16 protein-coding genes are annotated in these 19,477 nt (G+C 45.9%); 4 read left to right on the top strand and 12 right to left on the bottom strand.

The genetic code is table 11. From position 1 onward, the window contains the following. Positions 1 to 24 precede the first annotated feature (24 nt). Positions 25 to 2,328, bottom strand: a complete 2,304-nt coding sequence (locus BM265_RS04700) for an ABC transporter permease (RefSeq protein ID WP_074960417.1) — start codon at positions 2,326 to 2,328, stop codon at positions 25 to 27. Between the two features lie 5 nt (positions 2,329 to 2,333). Next, complete coding sequence (locus BM265_RS04695; RefSeq protein ID WP_074960416.1) at positions 2,334 to 3,023, bottom strand: ABC transporter ATP-binding protein; 690 nt, start codon at positions 3,021 to 3,023, stop codon at positions 2,334 to 2,336. Positions 3,024 to 3,327: 304 nt separating this feature from the next. Between BM265_RS04695 and BM265_RS04690 the strand changes: the two genes are divergently transcribed. Next, positions 3,328 to 4,467 carry a hypothetical protein gene (locus BM265_RS04690; RefSeq protein ID WP_074960415.1) on the top strand — a complete coding sequence of 380 codons (1,140 nt, stop codon included), beginning with the start codon at positions 3,328 to 3,330 and terminating at the stop codon, positions 4,465 to 4,467. 105 nt (positions 4,468 to 4,572) lie between these two features. Here BM265_RS04690 and BM265_RS04685 read toward each other — a convergent pair whose 3' ends face one another. Further along, a complete protein-coding gene (locus BM265_RS04685) occupies positions 4,573 to 5,622 on the bottom strand; it encodes an endo-1,4-beta-xylanase (protein ID WP_074960414.1) in 1,050 nt (349 codons plus the stop codon). A 236-nt stretch (positions 5,623 to 5,858) separates the two neighbouring features. On the opposite strand from BM265_RS04685, the gene BM265_RS04680 reads away from it, so the two are divergent. Together BM265_RS04680 and dcd are read left to right on the top strand one after the other, a co-directional pair. Then, complete coding sequence (locus tag BM265_RS04680) at positions 5,859 to 6,590, top strand: MerR family transcriptional regulator (protein ID WP_074960413.1); 732 nt, start codon at positions 5,859 to 5,861, stop codon at positions 6,588 to 6,590. A gap of 170 nt (positions 6,591 to 6,760) precedes the next feature. Beyond that, positions 6,761 to 7,297, top strand: a complete 537-nt coding sequence (gene dcd / locus BM265_RS04675; RefSeq protein ID WP_074960412.1) for a dCTP deaminase — start codon at positions 6,761 to 6,763, stop codon at positions 7,295 to 7,297. Positions 7,298 to 7,431: 134 nt separating this feature from the next. Here the strand turns inward: dcd and BM265_RS04670 are convergent, their stop codons facing one another. The 5 genes from BM265_RS04670 to BM265_RS04650 form a co-directional block, all read right to left on the bottom strand. Next, positions 7,432 to 8,229, bottom strand: a complete 798-nt coding sequence (locus tag BM265_RS04670; protein WP_074960411.1) for a TraX family protein — start codon at positions 8,227 to 8,229, stop codon at positions 7,432 to 7,434. A 105-nt stretch (positions 8,230 to 8,334) separates the two neighbouring features. Further along, entirely contained in the window at positions 8,335 to 9,291 is a 957-nt protein-coding gene (locus BM265_RS04665) for an alpha/beta fold hydrolase (RefSeq protein ID WP_074960410.1), read from the bottom strand. Further along, positions 9,288 to 10,820 (bottom strand): AMP-binding protein, encoded by a 1,533-nt coding sequence (locus tag BM265_RS04660; protein WP_074960409.1) that lies wholly within the window; start codon positions 10,818 to 10,820, stop codon positions 9,288 to 9,290. The genes BM265_RS04665 and BM265_RS04660 overlap by 4 nt, the downstream gene beginning before the upstream one ends. 14 nt (positions 10,821 to 10,834) lie before the next feature. Next, a complete protein-coding gene (locus BM265_RS04655; RefSeq protein WP_074833754.1) occupies positions 10,835 to 11,074 on the bottom strand; it encodes an acyl carrier protein in 240 nt (79 codons plus the stop codon). A gap of 53 nt (positions 11,075 to 11,127) precedes the next feature. After that, positions 11,128 to 12,516 carry a condensation domain-containing protein gene (locus tag BM265_RS04650; RefSeq protein WP_074960408.1) on the bottom strand — a complete coding sequence of 463 codons (1,389 nt, stop codon included), beginning with the start codon at positions 12,514 to 12,516 and terminating at the stop codon, positions 11,128 to 11,130. A gap of 566 nt (positions 12,517 to 13,082) precedes the next feature. On the opposite strand from BM265_RS04650, the gene BM265_RS04645 reads away from it, so the two are divergent. Then, positions 13,083 to 15,587: a leucine-rich repeat protein gene (locus tag BM265_RS04645; protein WP_074960407.1), complete on the top strand. Its 2,505-nt coding sequence runs from the start codon at positions 13,083 to 13,085 to the stop codon at positions 15,585 to 15,587. A gap of 115 nt (positions 15,588 to 15,702) precedes the next feature. Here the strand turns inward: BM265_RS04645 and BM265_RS04640 are convergent, their stop codons facing one another. The 4 genes from BM265_RS04640 to BM265_RS04625 form a co-directional block, all read right to left on the bottom strand. Beyond that, entirely contained in the window at positions 15,703 to 16,032 is a 330-nt protein-coding gene (locus tag BM265_RS04640; RefSeq protein WP_242940774.1) for a hypothetical protein, read from the bottom strand. Further along, on the bottom strand, positions 16,023 to 17,252 hold the full coding sequence (locus BM265_RS04635) for an aminopeptidase (RefSeq protein WP_074960406.1): 1,230 nt from the start codon (positions 17,250 to 17,252) through the stop codon (positions 16,023 to 16,025). Before BM265_RS04635 ends, BM265_RS04640 begins: the two co-directional genes overlap by 10 nt. Positions 17,253 to 17,362: 110 nt before the next feature. Beyond that, entirely contained in the window at positions 17,363 to 18,007 is a 645-nt protein-coding gene (locus BM265_RS04630; RefSeq protein WP_074960405.1) for a potassium channel family protein, read from the bottom strand. An 18-nt stretch (positions 18,008 to 18,025) separates the two neighbouring features. Continuing rightward, complete coding sequence (locus BM265_RS04625) at positions 18,026 to 19,360, bottom strand: TrkH family potassium uptake protein (RefSeq protein ID WP_074960404.1); 1,335 nt, start codon at positions 19,358 to 19,360, stop codon at positions 18,026 to 18,028. Positions 19,361 to 19,477 lie beyond the last annotated feature (117 nt).

Genomic DNA, 19,477 nt, shown 5'->3' with positions numbered 1-19,477 from the left:
TCTTGACCTCCATTTTTACAGCCTTTATTCTACTGTCCTCATCTGATCTGTCAAGCTTTCCTTGTTTATCCTGTGCAATGTTATAACCGATGCTATAACAGCCGCCACAAATGCCACAGCAGCCGCTATCCATACCCTGGGCACAGGCTCTGCAAAGTTCACAAGATCACCCAGTTCATCGTCAAGCTTCACACGTTTCAGCACCAGCAGGGTCAATCCCATAAGAGCCTCTATCAGCCCTGTTGCCAGCACGCCCGATGTCAGCGAATACTGTAAACACTCCACAACTGTCATGCCGTACAGCTGACCTCTCGTCATGCCCATACACTGCATCGAAGCAAGCTCCGATTTGCGGTTCAGCAGACCTGTTGAAAGGATATTCACCATATTTACCAGAGCTATCATGGCGATAAGCACACTCAGGAAAGCCGAGCCTATCTTTATCGCACCCACACCCGAACGCATTTTCAGCAGGTCGCCGTGATAATCCTCGTCAAGAGTCATCAGCCATGCATTGGACTTCACAAAGCTCTTGGCTTTTTCATAGTCATCGTCGTTTATAAGGTCAACATGGATATACTCCACGCCCTCCAGGTTTGCAAGACTTCCTTTGCCAGCAAGCGTATAAGCGCTTTTGTTGTAGTAATCCAGAGTGCTTGCCAGTATGTATGCACTGCCAGACAATTCTTCCTCGGATGTCTTCTTTTTGCCCTCCTCGGTCTTGAACATAGGTGCAGCGGCAACTATATTTAGCGTAGTCGGATAAAGCTCCGTGGTGAAACGGTATTCCAGCTTTTTAGCACCTGTATTGTAGTCTTCGGTCATATACTCCTTGACATTTTCCTTTTCCTCAGCGCTCATAGCTGAATACTCTTCATCAGAGATAACGGTCTTCTCCATTACGCCGACTTCTATCTGCATAGGTTCATCATAAAGCTGTGCAGGTTCTTCATCGTTTACTGACATCATAATGTACGCGCCCTGCTCGGTGAGTTCATCATAAGTCACGGGCAGTTCGCCCTGGAATTTCTTTTCAAGCACACCTCTGGGATAGTATCTCAGCACGCAGGTCTGCAAAGTGCCGTCTGACATCTGTACATAAGAGACCTGTTCTTTGCAGAAATCATTCACCTCAAACAGACCGCTGTCCATTACAGCATCATAGCCTTCCTTGTAGCTTCTGGGCTTTTCCTGCTCGCTCTTTATCGCTATGCCCATATCATAATTGAGACCTACGATATCCACCAGCTTTTCAAAGGCGTTCAGTGACTGTTTCAGCACTATTGTGAATGATGCGAACAGTGCAATAGAAACTGTCAGCGATACTACAGTTATAACAAAACGCTTGGGCTGACGGCTGTTGTTGCGGGATGCGAGCTTGCCTTTCCAGCCGAACATCGAACCGAAGAAAGCTGCCTTTCTCACCTTTACAGTCTTGTCGCTGTCCCCGAATATCGCCTGTACAGGGGTCTTTTTGATAACTCTCATACCTGTCTGGTACGCCGAAAGGAATACCCAGACAAGTCCTGTCACCGCGGCAAGTACCATCATCAGCGGGTCGATATGCAGATGCATAAGTTTCTCAGCCTTTTCTGCGGTGAAAAACGTCTCTGCAACACCACTGGCTTCTACAACTTTCAGAGTGCCCTCACTTACTCCGATACCCAGCAGCATACCCAGAGGCAGTCCGATAACGCTTAGGAACAGACCTTCAAAAGTCACCATGCGGACTATCTGCGCAGGCTCAGCACCTACGCACTGCAATACGCCAAAGTGCTTTTCCCTCTCCTTTGAGCTTATCTCAAAGGCGGTATCGATCATAAGTCTAAGTGCGATGGCAAGCAGCAGTACAAACACGAAGAATGCCGCAAGGTCGCGGACAGCTTCGTACCTTGATGAAAAATCAAGCCTGTCAGCGCTTATCAGATCGTAGTTAACATCTATCTGCGATGTATCGAACTCCTCGTAACGATCGCTGTAAAGCTGTTTTTCAGGGAAAAGTTCGTATATAAAAATACCGATATCCTCGTGATAGCTTTTTATCATCGCCTCAGCCGATACTGTGCCGTCCGCCTCGTTTATACGTTCGCAGGAGCTGAGATCGTCATTAGCCGCCAGCTCATCGTATTCCTCATCGGTGAGCTTCATAAGTTTGAAATGGTAAGGCTTATCCATATACACCGAGCCGCGCATTATCCCGCGGAAAGTTGCATAGCCCGTAAACAGCAGCGTCATCAGCGCAAGTGCCACAGTTATGCTGCATATGGTGAAGATGCTGTGGCGCTTCTGTGCCTTTATGTATTTCAGCGCCAGTGATCTCTCGAACATACACCTCACCTCCCCGACTTCGTAAGCTCGTCGTTGACTATTTTGCCGTCGGACATGGTGATTATGCGGTCGCACTGTCTGGCGATATTGTCATCGTGGGTTATGATGATCATGGTCTGACCCAGCTTGATATTAGATTCGCGAAGCAGCTTGATTATCTCAGCCGAGTTCTTGCTGTCAAGATTGCCCGTAGGTTCGTCTGCAAGGATAACATCAGGCGCAGTAAAAAGTGCCCTGCCTATGGATACCCTTTGCTGCTGTCCACCGGAAAGCTGTGACGGCAGATGTCCGCTCCTGTCTTTTAAGTCCATAAGCTCCAGCATTTCCTCGACCTTTGCAGGGTCGGGCTTTTTGCCGTCCATAACGGTCGGCAGAGTTATGTTCTCAGCCGCCGTAAGCACAGGTATCAGGTTGTAGAACTGATATATCAGTCCCACCCTGCGCCGCCTGAACACGGCAAGCTCCTTGTTGTTCTGTGAATATACATCGGTGCCGTCGATGATCACTTTGCCCGAGGTAGGACGGTCAACACCGCCGAGAATGTGAAGCAGTGAGGATTTACCCGAACCTGATGCACCTATGATAGCAGCCATCTGTCCTTTTGGTATTGTAAAGCTGACATTATCCACTGCTTTTACGGCATTTTCGCCGTCTCCGTAGGTCTTGTATATAGCTTCGGCTGTAAGAAAACTCATGGTATGATCCCCCCCATTAATATATTAGTAATATTATACCATAAGTTTTCGCTTATTTCAATAATTAAACACAATTTTTTATCCGATATAAGTATAAAATGCATAATACACCTGAAAGCCCATGCAGCCACTCCACAATCCTGTATTTTTCAGTAAAGTATGTTACAAATACATCAAACTGACCTAAAACCAAACTTCCCGCATTATAGAATCTATACTCTCGATATTGATAAAGGGGCGGGGATATGATATAATATCTTTAAATAAAGACAACAACTATCAACAAACGAAAAGAGAGGACACAATGGATATTTTCAGAAAAAAAGAAAAAGAGAGCATTTACTCTCAGTACAGTGATTATAAACGTTCAGACAAGGGGCAGATCAGGCTGCGCCCTATAACAGAATACGAGTACGAGTCTATCCCGTCAAAATACAAGTCAAAGCTTCGGCTGTTTATGGGTAAAGGCGGTATAGGACTGCTTTTTACGGCTTTTTTCGTGCTGGGGAGCATCAAATATACGGCTGATCAGTTCATAAGCGGGAACAAGGACAGGTACATAAGCCTGATGATATTCGGCAGTGTCGATCTGTTCATGCTGGTGATCTTCGCCATGATAACAGCGTTTCACTTTGACAAATTAGTTCACCGCGATTCACTTGCAGCGGCAGGCGAGGTGCTTGAAGTAAATGTTGTGCGCAGAGGAAGAGGCGGCATAATGTACGCCGATCACACCATAGCCGTACACGCCACCCGTGAGATAGTGGTCATAAGGTATTACAAACCCTTTTACGCAGGCACTACTGTGCTGATAGTGAAATCACCGAAAATGAATTTCAACCTTGTGCCGATATCCCGTGATGCCGCGGATATGAACTACATTGGCAGTGATTACAGTGCCGAGATCTCCGAACGCAGCACAGCCAATATCGGCAACCTCAGCGAATATCAGAAGACCCCATTCACGGCGGTGCGCAAGCATTATCTGGACAGAGAGGAGTTTCTTTCCATACCGAAGAAATACCGTTCCGTGAGTCCATTCAGCCGTGGTCTGGCAAGCGGAAGCTGGGTAGTATTTACTGCGATAACAGCCTTCATGTGCGTACTACTCGCGAAGTTCATCCAAGCCTGCGACATTGAAAAAGCTTTCCCGCTGTTCGGCGGAGTACTGTGTATTATGATAATCGAGCTTTTACTGACAAAAGAAGTCTTCCGCACACCACTGAAACTTGGCAGGACCTACTGCCTTGACTGTGTTGTGATACGCAAAGAAAAGTTCTCGGGACAGTGCATAGTAAGCATCATACTTCCCGATACCAAACAGTATGTGGATAATATCAGGATAGACCCCATGGTTTTCGACAGTATTGAGACCAACACTAATGTAAGGCTGTATTTTAATATGAAGTATGGCGATGCAAAGTATGTTAGCGGGATAGTTTGAGCGGGAAATCAGATCGGCGGAAACTTCAAAAGAAACATAGCACAAAAATACGAGCGTGGACAATTTGTATTGTCCACGCTCTGAATTTTTAAGTTTATTCACACATTAAGTTTCTGCTATCAGCTTTTCTACACAGGTTTTCGGCGCATGCTTTACATCAAAAAGCAGGGGATACTGCTTTACAGCTGGTGCATTGTCATGAGGTACAAATCCGTCCATCCATGTGTAGTCATCGGCTACGCCCCATGTGGTCACGCAGTCTATCACATCGCTGTAACTGCGGTATATCTCGAAAAGTTTAAGATAGATATCCTCTATCGCTGCAATATCCTCGGGGCGTGAAGCTTTCAGCCTTTCGATATCCTCTGCACTGGGCGGGAAAACGTTATGCCCAAAAGTCGCCATGATGGATACATCAAGCTCGGTGATATGCAGGCGCAAACCAAGTCCAGCGTATATCTCGATAGAGCGTTTCAGCTCATCATAATCGGGAGAGCCGAAATAATGCTGCTGCATACCAAGTCCGTCCACGCGGCAGCCCTGTTCTTTCAGGCGCTTTATCAGGCTGACTATCCTTCCGCGCTTTGCGGGATCGCACTCGTTATAATCATTATAGAAAAGCTGCGCATTTGGAGAATACTTATCCATCGAACGGAAAGCCGCGGCGATGAAATCAGCACCGCAGAGCTTGAAATAGTCGCTGTCGCGGTAGATAGCTGCATCGCCCTCAGCACCCTCGGGGACAGCATCGGTCACAGCTTCGTTTACAACGTCCCATGCGTAAACATCGGCATTGTAGCGTTCGCACAGCGCTTTTGAATGCGCATCTATACGTTGATAGATAAGCTCGGGAGAAGCAGTCTTATCGCCATCCTTGAACATCCATGCGCCGGTCTGATTATGCCATACGGGGGCATGGGCGCGCACCTTGATACCCAGTGCTCGCGCTGTATCGAAGATCTTGTCCGCATCACCGAAAGTGAATTTGCCTTCCTCTGGCTCGGTGGAGATGTATTTCATCTCATTCTCGGGAGTTACGCTGTTGAAGTGTTCGCGCAGAACCTCGGTGTAGCTGTGGATATTTCCGCTGGCGACTGCCGCACCTATCTTGAAATACTTTTCGTAGCTTTTCGCAAGTGACAGGATATTGCTCATGATAAACCTCCTTGTTATTTGTTTTTTCATATTATAGCATACAATTCTAAATAGTTCAACCACTTATTTCCAATTTGTTGGATATTGTATTGATTTTACTACTGTTTGTGAAAATGTAACATTTAGCTGTATTGAAAAGTCTTTACGGCTGTGCATATAAACAAATTGAATATAACGGGGTTGACTATGACGTAACGTAATAGTATATAATGTAATCACACGAGGAGGTAAGGCTTATGAAAACAGTAAACGAGGTAAGCAAGCTGACAGGGGTAAGTATACGCACCCTGCAATACTACGACAAGATAGGTCTGCTGACACCTGCGATGCGCACGGAGGCGGGTTACAGGCTGTATGACGATACTGCGCTGGAACGTTTGCAGCAGATACTTCTTTTCCGCGAGCTTGAATTTTCCCTCAGCGATATCAAAGCCGTACTTGAAGCTCCCGATTTTGACAGAAAAAAAGCCCTGACCCAGCAGATAGAACTTCTGACGCTGAAAAAACAGCGGCTTGAAGCCATTATCGGTCTCGCTCGTGAAATAAGAGACAAAGGAGAAGATATTATGGATTTTAACGCATTTGATACAAGCAAAATAGAAGAGTATACCAGCCGTGCAAAGGCAGAATGGGGCGATACCAAAGAGTACGAAGAGTATGCCAAGAAAAGCAGTAAACGTACCAAGGAGGACGAAAACAACATCGCATCAGGGCTGATGGCTGTCTTTGCAGACTTTGGCAAACTTAAAGACGGTTCACCCGATTCTCCCGAAGCCGCTGAACAGGTGAGGGTATTGCAAAAGTATATCACCGAAAACTACTACCACTGCACCGATGATATACTCATGTCACTGGGACAGATGTATTCTGCAAACGGTGAATTTAATGAGAATATCGACAATGCAGGCGGCATCGGCACAGCGGATTTCGTGACAAAAGCGATAGGCGCGTATATAGGTAACAAGTGATAAATAAGAAAGGACAGCATTTTATATGCGATGCTGATATAGAAGTTTTTCGCCATAGTATTTCTAATGTAAGGTCAGAAGTACTATGGAGTTTCTGTTGACATGGCAGTAATACTGTGTTATAATGAATGCGAATACAAATCGGATCTGCATCGAGAGGAGCTATAAAAATGATATTATCCGATAAAACGATTATAAAAATGCTTGATGAAAACTCTTTGGTAATCAAACCGCTTATAAAAGAACAAATACAACCCGCAAGTGTTGATATACGGTTAGGCGATACATTCAGCGTTGTTGATGACACTCCTTCAGGAATAATTACCTTGGACAATAAGATAAGCTATAAGACCATTAAAACCGATACTTACTTGATTTTACCCGGGCAATTCGTTTTGGCAACAACGATGGAGTATTTTGAGCTGCCTGATAATCTAACGGCATTCGTTGAAGGCAGAAGTTCTCTTGGTCGAATGGGGTTGTTTATTCAGAATGCAGGGTGGGTCGATCCCGGCTTCAAAGGTGAGATAACATTAGAATTATATAATGCAAACAAATGTGCAATCGAGCTTAAGTGCGGACGTAGAGTAGGACAGTTAGTATTTGCAGAAATGGACGATCATGCACTAAATCCATACAATGGAAAGTATCAAGGACAAACAGGAGCAACAGGCTCAAAGGTCTTTATGGATTCAGATAAATCCTGATTTATCTGAGCAGGATAATTAATACAATGCCCCGAAGCGATTTGAAACGCTTCGGGGCAAAACTTCTATATGGGTATCTGTCATATGTGCTGTCCTTTTATATGTACTATATAGAAATATCATGATATGTCCGATCAGTATTTTCCTGCCACGGTTTTTACTATGTATATCAAAAAAAGATGTGCGGGATAGAAAATGTAGAAAAACCATTTTGTAAAAGCGGGATTTTTACCCTTTTCGCCATTGTAGAACAAAGTAACAATAAAATAACCCGCTATCAGGAAACAAAGATCGATCACCGAACCCACAATGCATAAATTAAAATACTCTGTCAGACCTTTTGAGTAATAAAGTGATGCGGCAGGCAGTGTTGTAATTAACAGGCTGCCAACACTGCATAGAGTGAAAAGTGAAAAGCGAAGTGTTGGTCTGTCTTTGAAATAATACAGTATCAGTATGATCGGGATACCGAAAATGAGCCATTGTATCTTCAGCAGATATGTAACTGCATCCAGAATTACAACAAGCGCGATCTTTGCCCACAGATTCAAATTGCTTTCGCACACTACCAGCGAGATCAATCCGAGAAACAATGTGAAGAATACATTCAGGTACGTATACATACCTGATAGAACCAGCGTTCCGTTGCACATCAGGCAGTATGGTATCTGAGTTATTACCGCGAATATGAACAGCCTTGATGCATATTTCTTTACCGAATGAGTATGCCTGAATCCTTCGGCAATGAAATAGAAAAATATCGGCGAGGCTATCAGTGAAGCTTGTGCCAGCAGAAAAAGGATCAACGAGTTCCTTAAACTTGCTGAAACACCGCAGTAGAAATCTACAAAATGTCCGATAGACATAGGTATTATGGCTATAAATTTGATCATATCACGATCAATGATCTTGTACTTTTGGTTTGTTTGCATTATGACCTCCCATTTTAAATTGGAAAAAGCATAATTATATTTCCAATTATTTACTAAAATTATAACACAAAAAAACGCAAATGTAAAGTCCCTGCGCGGGTTTACTCATTCCTCGATCATTTTCAGAATATCGCAGTATACCTTATGCTTTTCCTTTTCATGCAGGATATCATGGCGCATACCGTTGTACATCTTTCCGCGTACATTGGTGTAGCCTATCTTTTTCAGCAGGTGAAGCGCACCGATGAATCGCTTTTTTGAGATAGCACATGGGTCATTCGCACCGGAGAAGAACCTTATTGGCATATGGGGATTCTGCGGGGTGTAACCGCCGGAGTATGTCAGCATTGACATTTTGAGCATCTCTTCGTAACCGCTGAGGGTGAACCTGAACCTGCAAAGTGGGTCGTTGTTGTGTTCTATGACTGCATCTCTTTCGGTGTTTGTCCAGGCGTTTTTCAAGCCCTCTTTGCGGAACTTGAATTCGTAGTTTACGCCGATGATGAGCAGGTCAGCAAGCTTTGAACGTGCTTTTTTGCCCTCCAGCCGTTCAAGCGACCTCAGCATCATCAGCCCCTGACGTATCTTGCGGGACTTTGATGGCGAGCCGATAAGGCAGAGCTTGTCGATATCAGCGTCGTACTTCCTGATATAGCACCTTGCCGCCAATGACCCCATGCTGTGTCCCAGCAGTACGAATGGCAGGTCTTTTCTGCCGCAAACGTCCTCGGAATATCGCTTGACTTCCAGCGTTATCTCGTGAATGTCCTCGATAAGCGCCTGATGCCCGCCCTCGTAGAGATAGCCTCTATCCTGGGGATGATGTACGCTCTCGCCGTGACCGCGGTGGTCGTTGGCGATGGTAAGATATCCGTTAGCCGCAAGATATCTCATAAACGGCGCATACCGACCCTTGTGCTCGTTTTTGCCATGTACCATCTGTACGATGCCTTTTATGCTTTTGGGGTCGGTGGGTTCTATCCTCAGCACTCTCAGCGGAAGTCCGTCAGTGCCTGAAATATGAGTATAGGTGGTTTCGATTATATTTATAAGACTGTTCATGCGCCCTGCTCATCTCTGTAAACTTCAGCACGGATTATCTTTCTGGTGGTGTTTTTCAGGAAGGGGTACTTCCTTACTACAAGCTTTGAAAGCTGTTTGTAGGTTGGCTGCTGTTTGTTGTAATCGTTAAGTATCTCCTGAAGCGCATTTCTGATTTCTTCATCGCTCATACCTCCGGTCATATCAGGGTCGGGGAATATCCTTGCAGTCAGCAGATTGTCCTCGCCCGTAACCACTATCTCACCGATGAGGTCATTCAGTGCAAGACGGTTCTCTATCTCCTCGGGAGAGATATTCTCACCGTTTGAGAGTATGATAAGGTTCTTCACCCTGCCGTTTATGAAAAGGAAGCCGTCCTCATCGATGTAGCCCTTGTCACCAGTGTGGAGCCAGCCGTCTTTGAGAGTTTCTTCGGTCTCTTTCTCCATTTTGTAGTAGCCTTTCATCACGCTGGTACTGCGCACAAGTATCTCGCCGTCCACGAATTTTATCTCAACATTTGGCAGAGGTCTTCCGATCGAACCGGGCTTGCTGTCGCCTATCTTGTTGGAGCTTATAACTGGTGAACACTCGGACATTCCGTAGCCCTCGTAAACATCTATGCCGTACTTGTTAAATTCTTCGATGTAGTATGGTTCAAGATGTGCGCCGCCCGTGAATATGTATTTCAGGTTCTTGCCGAAGACTTTCTCGGATACCACCTCAGGCGGGATAGATGGGTCAAGAGTTCTCAGACGCTTGTAGATGGTCTCCACCATCAGCGGCACCATCAGCATAACATCGGGATTGAATATAGTCATATTCCTTACCATGTGCATCAGCGAATCATTTATGCAGAGAACAGCACCCATCCAGAAACCGTTGAGCCAGTCCATCACAAGGCAGAAACAGTGATGCACGGGAAGTACACTCAGGAAGATAAGCCCCGGGTCCATATCGTAAAGTATGGCTTCGATATTTGTGTAAAGATTGCTCTGTGTGAGCATAACGCCCTTGCTTTTGCCTGTTGTTCCCGAAGTGAAAACTATCATTGATATATCATCTTCTTCGGGGGCAGAGGGTTCATCAGCACCCTCGCCAGCGGCTATCAGGTCTTTTAGGGATTCTGTGCCTTCAATGGCTTCATCCGAAAGCATCCATATCTTTTTGACCTTTTTACATTTGTCCTTTATCTCGGTCGCAAGTGAAGCGAACTTAGGGTCAAGGAAAACACCCTCAGAATCCGAACGGTCGATAAGGTCGATGAGGTCATGGGCAGGCAGTGCCGAATCAAGGGGAACAGCGGTATTTGTACTTGTCACCACCGACATATAAGCTTCTATCCACTCAGCCGAATTAGTGCCTACCAGCGCGATATGTCTGTGCTCAAATCCCAGTGCATAAGCGCCTTTTCTCAGCCCGCTGATGACTTCATCAGCCTGCTTGTAGCTTATCTCTTTTATATCCTTTTTTACCAGCCAGCGCACAGCAGGGAGGTCGGCATAGTCTTTGGCACTTCTGTTCCATAGGGTGTGAATGGTCTTTTTCATGCTATCACCCCGAATCAGCCTACATACTCGTTAAGCAGGCCGATAGCATCACCTACAGTGCGGATATTGCCCAGCTTCTGCTCGTCAGCACCGAAGTCGAATTCTATATCGAACTCGTCTTCAAGGTCGCCGAGGAATGTCATAAGATCAAGGGAGCTGAGTCCCAGGTCTTCGCGTATAGCCATTTCAGGTGTTATCTCACCAACGTCGCCTTTGCAGTAGCGTGAAGCGATCTCTTTGAATTTCTGTTCCATAATAAACTCCTTTCGGGGGATATCCCCATTATATATAAACTTTCTTTTGTCTTTTAAACCATGTCGATTATCTCTGAAATAGTCCTGCCCGGGTCTTCGATGCCCCTGAACAGTATGCGCATCATGTAGTAGTACATCAGTTCTGCGTCCTTTTCAGTCAGGTGTGCTGTCTGATAGTGGTAGGAAAAATTCAGCTTTCTGTCAGGCAGATGGGATACCGTGAGGTACATCTTCTTAGTTGCCGCACCGTTGGCGAACCACTTTACATAAAGGGGGAGCTTCTGTGCGTTGGGGTCAAGGTCTTGGGAAGTCATGGGCGGCTGATAGGTGAGATATACGCTGACATAAGTAGTATCATCAGGGGTGTTGTAGCGCTTCTTCATCTCATCGCGGATAAACTCTGGATCGTATCCGCTGAACATATATATGCGGTTCTGATGGTTCTGTATCTTTCTCGCCGCATCAATGAAAGTGGTATCGCCCGAAATTACTGTTCGGCAAGGGAAACAGAGCGTTCTGCTTCCGCCCGAGGTCAGCTCATCATGGGTGGAGCGCCTTGATATGAAATTCTCCACCGTGATATCCTCCTGACCGCCGTTCACCTTTGAAAGATAGGTGCGTATAACCAGCAGTATCAGGTTGGTAGGGGATATCTGATTGTGCAGGCAGAAGTTTATCGCCCTCTGCATACTGTCAACTTCAAGCTGATAATCCTTTACTGCAACGAAAAGCTCTTTTCTCTCGATATCGGCGGCACGGAGATTCGGGGCGTTGTGCTTCCTGCGGGCTTCCTCCAGTACTGAAGTTCCCTGAATATCCGAATAAAGGGGCTCACCCAGTTCGTCAAGCTCTTCGTCCCAGAAACGCTTTGCCTTTGCGTGACGCTTTTCATTTGATGCTTTTTCAAGGTCGTTTATCAGCACTTTTTCAAAATCCGCCAGGGGAGCAGGCTCTTCATCTCCGAATTTGAAGTGCTTGTAAAGGTTCATGATATCCGTAGCCATGACAGCCACACCAACCGAATCATTCAGCCTGTGATCCATATGCACGAAGAACCCTGTGTAACCCTCGGGGAGCATTACTATGCGGAATTCGCACATGGGTATGTCGTCGCCGTCAAAGGTCTCATAAGCCCAATTCTGCATTATGTCGTCAGCTTCGGGCAGGGTCATATCCCTCAGGTCGTATTCCTTGATCTCCTCGGGCTGATATTCGGCTATGTACTGTTTTATTTCGCCGTTATCATCGGGCTTTGTGAAACGCAGTCTCAGGCACGAATATCTCTGCTTTTCCAGTTCGATACATTTTTTCAGCAGACCGATATCCAGTTCAGCACCGAAGGCCGCTACTATACTTAGTCCCGACACCTGCTGTGTGCCGTATTCCTTTATCCACCTGTAGTGCATTTTCTGCGCGGCGGTAAGTTCGTATCTCTTCTCCATGTTGTTCCTCCCGACATTTGGATTTTTGTCGCTCTCGCTTTTACGAGGTTAATTATACACCTGATTATTGACTTTGTCAATTATTAACAATGCTAAATATCATGTTCTGTAACAAAAAATTTTTGTTATATACACATATGCTATGGAATTTTATGGAAATGGCACTGTTCTTATCCTAATGGAAACTTGCTATCAATATAGAACAACAGCGTATAATATGCAGAAAAGCTCCAATTACTTGTATATATCGCTATAATATTCGCATATTTCCATAAATTGCAACTGATTGTTGCGTAATTTCAAACTCCTGTTGGTAGAAAAACGATTTCGGAAGTGGTATTATATTTTCAGAAACAGGGAAGTGCAAAGCTTTCGTTTCAGTGGGGATATTTAACAATTTGGTCATGTTTTGTCACTTTCAAACTGATATTATAAATAATAATTGTTCGTACTTATTGACAAATTCTCTAAGATGTAATATAATCATAATGTTAAATAGCCCATACGTCAAAATTACTGTCATAATTGGCAGAACAAAATTGATTTCTTTAAGGGAGGAAACCAAAATGAAAAAAATTCTGGCATCTGTTCTGGCGTTAACAATCGTATTCGGAGGTGCGGCAGTTCTGCCCGAGGGTACCATAAGTACTTTCAGGACAAGTATTACCGTTTCTGCGGAGGACCTGCAGACCGAGGGTCTGTTCCAGTACTACATCGACACGGAAACCGACAGCGCTGTTCTGAGCAAATTTCTGCCAAAGACTGACAGCAGTAACTATTCTGCAGTTGCTGTTGTGGATATCCCTGCAGAGATTGGCGGCAAGCCTGTCACCAAGCTGGGCGAAAAGCTGTTTATGAACTACAAGGAGCTTACAAGCGTAACTATCCCCGATACTGTTGAGGTCATAGACGAGGATGCTTTTTATGGCTGTTCAAATCTTCAGACGGTTGATTTTGGTGCAAATGTAACCGCGATCGAATTCATGGCATTTGCCGGCTGTACAAAGCTCAAAAACTATGATCTGCCTGCTAATATCGAAAAGCTCGGAACAAAGTGCTTCCAGAATACTGCAGTTGAGAGCATAACCATTCCTCTGTCACTCAAAACTGTCGAAACATCGTACCTCAGTCTTGATGCAGGTCCTTTCGATGGCTGTGAAAACCTCAAGACTGTGAAATTCAATGACGGTGATTACGAGCTCCCTATGGCACTGCTTGCAGGCTCTGGCGTTGAGAGCGTAGTTCTCCCCGATATGATAACTGTAGTACCGGATTATTTCTTTGCAAACTGCAAAAAGCTCACTTCGGTAACTATACCATCTTCCGTTACGACCATAAACAACAGTGCTTTCCGTTACTGTGAGTCACTTACTCAGATAGATCTGCCAAAGTCCCTTACAAAACTGGAAACATATGCGTTCTCAGAAAGCGGACTGACTTCTGTGACCATACCCAAATCGATAGAGGTAGCAGAGGTAGGCTTCCTTAATGCAGAAAAAGGACCTTTCTATAACTGTCCTTCTCTGACTGATGTTACTATAGAAAACGGCATCACAGTTATCCCCAATGGACTGCTCGCAGGCCTTAGTGCGATGAAACAGATAACCATACCCAAGACAGTCGTTACTATTGGCGAGGGCGCTTTCCGTTCTACGGGTCTGACATCCGTAGAGATACCCAACAGCGTAACAGAGATAAGTACATACGCATTCGCGGACTGTACCGGCCTTACAAGTGCAAAGTTATCTAAAAACCTCAAAATACTTGGCGCAAGCTCTTTCGAGAGCACAGGCATCACCGAGATAGATATTCCTAAGTCTCTTGAATCCGTTGACTGTGCATTATTAAGCAATGATGGTCCGTTCAGCAAGTGTGGATCCCTTAAAACGGTCAACATTCCCGACGGTGCTGTTGAAGTTGTAAACAACCTGCTGGCATATGCTCCTGCTGTTGAGGAGGTAAATCTTCCCGATACTGTTGTCAAGATCAGCGATCATGCTTTTGATAATTGTACTGCACTTAAAAAGGTGAACTTCGGCAGTAGCATTGAAGAGATCGGCGAATATGCTTTTGCTGAGTGTGCTGCTCTCACAAATATCGATATTCCCAAAACCGTTACAACTATCGGAACAGGCGCATTCAAGAAGTCTGCTCTGACCAAGGCAGTGCTTCCGGCTTATCTTAAAGAAGTTCCCAACTCCATCTATGAAGGCTGCACTCAGCTGACCGAAGTGACAGTATCCGAAAGCTGCAAAACTGTGGGAAACAAAGCATTTGAGGGCTGTACTGCTCTGACTAAGGTCAATTTCAGTGATAAGGAGATAATCGAAAAGATAGGTAGCTATACCTTCAAGGACTGTACCGCTCTCACCGAGATGACCCTGCCTATGGGAATCGAGAAGATGGGCAGCAGTGTATTTGAAGGTTGTGAGAATCTTGAAAAGGCAGTTCTTCCCGACAGCCTTACTGAGATGGGCGATGCCTGCTTCAAGAACTGCCCCAAGCTGACAGATGTCACCCTCAGCAGAAGACTGGAAGTTGTACCGAACGAAACATTCCGCTATGACCAAGTTCTCAAGGAGATAAAGATACCTTATTCAGTAAAGAAGATAGGTAACAATGTTTTCGGTGAGTGCATATCCCTCAAGGATATCTATGTAGGTTCCAACATCACTGATATCAGCGAGACCGCATTCAGCTATTTTGATGAGAACTTAGACGGCGAAACTATCACTCTCCACGGCGTAAAGGGTACTTATCCCGAGGACTATGCAGAAGTTCACGAGATGAAGTTCGTAGCCACCGATATCAAAGATGATACTCTCGGTGATTATGTAAGACCCGAGTATGTTGAACCAAAGGATCCCGGTGAGAGAAAAATGGGCGACATAAACGGCGATGGCAAGGTAAATGTTACCGATATCACAAAAGTTGCCGCATTCATCAAGGGCAAAAGAAAGCTTGACGCTGATGCTTTCAAATTGGCAGATATAAATAAGGACGGCAAGGTCAACGTCAGCGACCTTGCAAGGATAGCAGCTGCTGTTAAGGGATTAAGACCCCTGGAATAAGACGCTGTGTGCTGTAAAAACAGTGCTGAGATATCCTGATATCAGCAGATAAATAAAGCCCCCGAACGGTTCGGTGTGAACCTCGGGGGCTTAGTTTTATCCGTATTTTTTGCATTTACTCGTCGTCGGTATCAAGCCCGCAGTTTAGCAGCTGCGTATAGGCTGCGTTTGCCTGCTGACTTTCCTTGCGTTCGCGCCAGGTGTCTATCTCGCTTTTTATTGCCAGCATTTCATCGACGATCAGTTCGGTCTTTTCGGGGCGGACATAATTCACGTACCACGCCATGCGCTGTATTCCCTTGGGACTGCCGATGTACTTTGCTATGGTATCAGCAAACTCAGTGGGATAGCCTAAGGATTCCAGTGCCCGCCTTAGTTCATCGCGGCTGTCCGCCCACTGGCTTTGGTTGTCGGCTGTGCTGAAAATATCTTCGTTCATGCCCATGTACCGTTGCGGAAGATAGCTTCTCTTGTGCCGTCGGGTCTTATGCCGTCTATCGAAAGATCATCAGCACCTACCATGAAATCAACATGAATTATAGAATCGTTTATGCCACGCTCTTTAGCCTGCTCAACGGTCAGGCTGTCGCCGTCGGGAAGAACCTCCTTGAATCCCATACCGAGGGCGCAGTGACAGCAGGCATTTTCATCGAATAGTGTTTCGTAGAACAGGAAACCGCACTGATTGACTGGGCTCTCTTTAGGCACAAGTGCGACTTCGCCCAGCATACAAGCGCAGTCGTCCATTTTTATCATCTGCTCCAGAAGCTCCTGACCTTTGCCTGCCTTGCAGGAAACAGCCTTGCCGTCCTTGAAAGTGATGGAGAAATCCTCGATAAGCTGGCTGTTCCAGGAAAGAGGCTTCACTGCTACGAGAGTGCCCTCGCATTTGCCTGCATATGGTGAGGTGAATATCTCCTCTGTGGGTATGTTTGGGATATACTCAGCGCCGTTCAGGGGATTGAGGTCTTTTGCACCCTCCCATTTAGCGCCCTCTATCAGGCTTACCCTGAAATCCGTGCCGTTGGAACTCTTGTATTCAAGCGAGGAAAATCCCTGCTCATTCAGCCATGCCGCCTTGTTTACGATGGTATCCATGTGAGTCTTCCAGTCGGCAACAGGGTCGTTGTCCTCACTGACGCGGACAGTCTTCAGGATAGCTTCCCACAGCTTGTCAACAGCATTCTCGGCATCGGGAAAGCACTTCTTCGCCCAATTCTCCGAGGGATGAGCTGCTATCACCCACTGGTGCTTGCCCTCGATAGCGTTGCGGTAGGGCTTGAAAACAGCCTGTCTGCTCTGTGATACTGCGGATATCTTCTTGGGGTCTATGCCGTTCAGTGCATCGGGGTCGTCGGATACGATGAATATCCTGCATGGCAGGTCATCCACCATCTGCTTCATTTTTGCTTCTTCCCAGGGCAGAACTTTTGCAAGGGTATCCTGCTCTGCGTACATCAGGTCCAGCCTGTTCTGCACATCGCTTGTCCAGTTCATATTGACTTTCTCAGCACCAGCCTTGTAGCATTCCTCAGCTATCAGCGCCGCGAATTCGTGCTGTTCAACAGCCGCTGTCAGCTGAACTATCTGCCCACGCTGAACGTTTGCTCCTGTCAGGACTATCAGCCGTGCGTATTTTCTCAGCAGTTTTTCAGATATTGCCATTTAAGTATCCTCCGTTTTATTTCATCTATCGTTTGACCCGCCCTTGTCAGCTGACAGGAGCGGGTCAGTATTTTCATATCAAAGTTTCATTATGTGCATTTAAAGATATTTTATATCTTGAAGCACTTGTTGATGTCCTTGACCTCGCCGATAACGAAAGCCACATCGCCCTCCAGCATCGGCGAATCAGGTGACGGCAGGAAAACAGAGTTCCCGCGTTTGAAAGTCACTATATTTATATTGTATTTCTTTCTGATATCAACCTGTGCAAGGGTCCTGCCGTACCAGTCCTTGGGTATCTTCAGCTCGTATATCGAGTAGTTGTTGTCCAGCTGGATAAAGTCAAGTATGGTTTCGGAAGCGTACTTTGTTGCAATTCTGATAGCAGTCTGCTTTTCTGGGTAAGCTACTTCGTCAGCGCCCACCATTCTCAGGAACTTCATCTGAACATCGTTTGTAGCCCTTGCAAGAACGAACTTTGCACCAAGCTCTTTCAGTGTGCAGGTAGTTTCCAGCGATACCTGGAAAAGTCCGCCCACAGCGACTATACAGATATCATAATTGCCCACACCCAGTGAACGCAGGAACTCAGCGTCCGTGCAGTTGCCTATCCTTGCGCTGGTAACGTAGGGCAGTATCTCGTTTATGCGGTCTTCGTTAGAATCAACTGCCATTACCTCACAGTTGAGTTCGCACATTCTTCTTGCGATATGGGCACCGAATTCGCCCACACCTATTATCAAAGCAGTTGTCATTATTTATTCTCCTTTCGGTCAGCCTACGGAAATCTTTTCCATGGGCAGTTTGCTCTTAATTGTCTCGGGGGAGGGAAGTGCCGCGTAAATAAGCGTAAGTGCACCCACTCTGCCGAAGAACATCAGTATCATCAGCAGTATCCTTGAAGCAAGGGACAGCGTAGTGGTTATTCCAAGAGTAAGTCCTACAGTGCCAACTGCCGAGCCCGTTTCAAACAGGCAGGTGAGTATGGGCAGACCCTCAATGCGGCTGATGACTATTCCGCTTGTTATGAACAGCGTGAGATATGTAAACAGTATCGCCGCTGCATTACGCACAGCTTCCTCGGGAAGCCTGCGCTTGAAGCACTGAACATCGTTCTTGCGACTGAATACGGTTATAGCCGAGAAGAACAGTACAGCGAGAGTAGCAGTCTTCATACCGCCCGCTGTGGATCCGGGTGAACCGCCCACCAGCATCAGCATTATCATCACCAGTGTGCCCGAACCTTCCATAGCTGCAAGATCCTGTGAGTTGAATCCCGCCGTTCTTGCCGTTACTGACTGGAAAAGGGAGCTTATAACTCTGTCGCTCATGGGCAGACCGCTGTATTCGCAGAAGAAAAAGTATACAGCAGGTACGAATATCAGCAGCAGGGAAGTTAAAAGGACCACCTTGCTCTGGAGACTGTATTTCTGGAGATGGTGCTTGTGGGTCTTGATGTCGTTCCAAACAAGGAAACCGATACCGCCCACGATTATCAGCAGCATTATTACTATATTAAGATAGATATTGTCGTGATAAGTACACAGTGACGAGAATGGCTGGCGTACACCCATAAGGTCGAAGCCCGCGTTGCAGAAAGCGGATATGGAGTGCCATACCGAGTAACCGATGCCCTTTGCAACTCCGAAATCACTTATGAATACGGGCAGCAGCAGCAGCGCACCGATAAGCTCTATCATAAGCGAGGTTTTAAGTATAAAGCCCGTCAGCTTGACGATACCGCCAACCTGGGGCGCGGATATGGAATCCTGCATGGTACTTCGCTGTGCAAGACCTATCTTTTTGCCCGAAAGCCGCATGATGGTCAGACCAACTGTTATAACGCCCATGCCGCCTATCTGTATCATCAGCAGTATTATAGCCTTGCCGAACAGCGACCAGTAAGTAGCTGTGTCCCTTACCACCAGTCCTGTAACGCAGGTGGCAGATACCGCCGTGAAAAGGCAGTCCGAGAATGGCGTAAATGCTCTGCTCCGAGAGGATATCGGCAGCATCAGCAGCAGTGCGCCAAGAATTATCATTCCGAGAAAACCGAATATGATTATCTGGAATGAATTAAGATGTTTGTTTACTTTCTTTTTTTCCATATTGTTGTACACCTCATTTTTTCGATACGTTATAAATTATATCATATTTGAGATTAATATGCTATTAATAATTTGTAAATAATATTAGTGGTGCATGGTGATGCAGTAGCTCACGAA

The organism is Hominimerdicola alba, assembly GCF_900112155.1.
GTDB classification, from domain to species: Bacteria; Bacillota; Clostridia; order Oscillospirales; family Ruminococcaceae; genus Hominimerdicola; species Hominimerdicola alba_D.
The sequence above is the reverse complement of the archived record's forward strand: the minus strand, read 5'-3'. Positions and strand labels throughout refer to the sequence as shown.